The 2,900-nt window shown below is 65.9% G+C and carries 1 protein-coding gene; it reads left to right on the forward strand.

Annotated features, from left to right (window positions below; all coding sequences use genetic code 11):
- Positions 1–71: 71 nt before the first annotated feature.
- Positions 72–2,474, forward strand: a complete 2,403-nt coding sequence (gene pheT, locus AB6M95_RS19590; protein ID WP_371388428.1) for a phenylalanine--tRNA ligase subunit beta — start codon at positions 72–74, stop codon at positions 2,472–2,474.
- The last annotated feature ends 426 nt before the right edge of the window (positions 2,475–2,900 follow it).

The following is a 2,900-nucleotide window of genomic DNA, read 5'->3' on the forward strand; positions in this document are numbered from 1 at the left end:
GGGGAAGGGGAGAGGGGGAGCCCTTTTCAAAGGGTTCCCCTCTCCCCTTCCCCCGGCCGCCGGAGGCACTCATGTTAGTTAGCTTGAATTGGTTGCGTGAATTCGTCCCCTACGAGGGGGACATCCAGGTCCTGGGGGACAAGTTGACCATGCTCGGCCTCGAGCTGGACGGCATCACCGATCCCTTCGAGGCCGTCAAGGACATCGTGGTCGGCTTCGTGGCCGAGCGCGAGCCGCACCCCGAGTCCGACCACCTGTCGGTCTGCACCGTGGACGTGGGCGGTCCCGAGGCCCTGACCATCGTGTGCGGCGCGCCCAACGTGGCCAAGGGCCAGAAGGTGCCCGTGGCCATGGTCGGCACGACCATGCCCGACGGCATGAAGATCAAGAAGGCCAAGCTCCGGGGCGTCAAGTCCATGGGCATGATCTGCTCCGAACGCGAGCTGGGCTTTTCCGAGGACCACGAGGGCATCTGGGTTCTCGACGAGTCCTTCAAGGTGGGCGACAAGCTGGTGGACGCCCTGAATCTCGAGCGGGTGGTCTTCGACTTCGACATCACCCCCAACCGCGCCGACTGTCTTTCCATCCTCGGCTTCGCCCGCGAGACCGCGCTGGCCTTCGACCTGCCCCTGACCATGCCGAAGCTCAACCTGGTCGAGGGCGGCGGCAATGCGGCCGACGAGATCAAGATCCTGATCGACGATCCCGAGTACTGCCCGCTCTTCAACGGCCGCGTCATCCAGGGCGTGGAGACCCGCAAGGCCCCGAACTGGATGCGCTTCAAGCTGCTCGCCCTGGGCCAGCGTCCCATCTCCAACATCGTGGACGTGACCAACTACATCATGTTCGAACTCGGGCAGCCCATGCACTCCTACGACCTCGACCGGGTCGAGGACGCTACCCTGCGCGTGGCCCTGGCCGAGGACGGCATGAAGTTCACCACCCTGGACGACGTGGAGCGCACGCTCACGGCCAACGACCTGCTCATCTGGGACGGCAAGCGCCCGGTGGGCCTGGCTGGCGTCATGGGCGGCTCCAACACCGAGATGCACGCCGGTTCCACCAACGTCCTGCTGGAGGCCGCCGTGTTCCGGCCCGGCACCATCCGCAAGACGGCCCGCCGCCTGGCCCTGCCGTCCGAGGCGTCCTACCGCTTCGAGCGCGGCGTGGACCAGCAACTCAACCGTTTCTGCATCGACCGAGCCGCCCAGCTCATGGCCGAGACCTCCGGCGGCACGGTCATGAAGGGCGTGGTCACCAACGAGCCCCGGCCCTGGCAGGACCGCGTCCACGGCTACCGCCACAAGCGCTGCATGTCCCTGCTCGGCCTGGACCTCGAACCGGCCTTCGCCAAGAAGGTCTTCGAGCTCGAAGGCTGCACCGTGGACGATGCCAATACCGAGAACTGGACCGTGGCCTCCCCGTCCCACCGCCTCGACCTGGAGCGCGAAGTGGACCTGTACGAGGAAGTGGGCCGCGTCTACGGCCTGGACCGCATCCCGGCTGTGCTGCCCAAAGTGGCCAAGTCCCTGGAGGGCGAGGCCGGCATCCCGGTGTACGATTTCAACAAGCGGATCAAGCTGTGGGGACGCGGCGTGGGGCTGAACGAGGCGATCAACTACAGCTTCACCGGCTCCGACGACCTCGACCGCCTCGATCTGCCCGAAGCGGGCCGCGTGTTCATCGCCAATCCGCTGTCCGAGGAACAGAACGTCATGCGCACCGAGCTGGCCCCCGGCCTGCTCAACACGCTCAAGAACAACCTGTCCAAGGGCAACAACCACATCCGTCTGTTCGAGGTGGCCAAGCGGTTCGTCTTCGACGAGACCTCCGAGACCGAGACCCGCGAGCAGACCCGGCTGGGCATCCTGCTCTACGGTCCGCGCCACGCCGAGGAATGGCCCTGGGCCCACGGCGACGTGGACTACCTGGACATCAAGGGCCACGTGGAACACCTGCTGGCCGACACCCTCAAGCTCGAAGCTCCAGTCTTCACCGTGGCCGAGGGCGAGCATCCCTACCTCGCGCCCTGCGTGCAGGTGACCGTGTCCGGCGAGCCCGTGGGCCTCATCGGCCGGGTCCGCGAGGACATGGCCGACTACTACCACGCCCGCAAGGACGTCTGGCTCTGCGACTTCAACCTCGACGGCCTGCGCGACATGGTCGATGCGCACCGGATCGACTTCCGGCCGCTGCCGGTCTTCCCGCCCAGCCGCCGCGACGTGACCGTCATCGGCCCCGTCACCCTGCACGCCGACGCCATTCGCGAAACCATCCTGTCCGCGGGCGTGGACATCCTGGAGTCCGTGGAGCTGGTGGCCGAGTTCGTGCCCGAAGGCCAGGAGGAGGAACGCAACCTGTCCTTCCGCCTGACCTACCGCTCGCCGACCAAGACCCTCAAGGACAAGCAGGTGGACAAGGAACACAAGACCATCCTGGACGCCCTGGAAAAGAACCTGTCCATCCGCTTCTAGCCGCGAATACGACAACGCCAAGGCCCCGCTCCGCAAGGAACGGGGCCTTTTTTTTGCTCGCGGATGCCTCCGGCGGCCGGGGCGCTGCCCCGGACCCCGCCAGGGAACCTTTTGAAAAAGGTTCCCTGGACCCTCCCAAACTTTTTGTGTGCCTTCGGCAGGGGCGTGCGTGCGCGGGGTGAGGGCCTGTTCTGGGGGGAGTGTGGATGGTGGATGGCAGGGCGCGGACCCTTCGGGACGGTTGCCCACGCCGCCAGGAAGAACGAGGGACTAGAAGATTTGAGAGGGCGGCGTCTTGCACTGTGGTGGAAAGGAACAGCTCCTTCGCGCTCCCGCCACCCGCGAAGCGGCAATAAAAAGTTTAGGAGGGAAAGGGGGATGGGGGTCCGGGGGAAGGGGGAAAGGGAAGCCCTTTTCAAAGGGTTC

Source organism: Pseudodesulfovibrio karagichevae, assembly GCF_041414475.1.
In the GTDB taxonomy this organism is placed as follows: domain Bacteria; phylum Desulfobacterota; class Desulfovibrionia; order Desulfovibrionales; family Desulfovibrionaceae; genus Pseudodesulfovibrio; species Pseudodesulfovibrio karagichevae.

Bases quoted from the DNA above. Each gene is read 5' to 3' on its own strand.
- pheT (WP_371388428.1), top strand. From the start codon at position 72: ATGTTAGTTAGCTTGAATTGGTTGCGTGAATTCGTCCCCTACGAGGGG.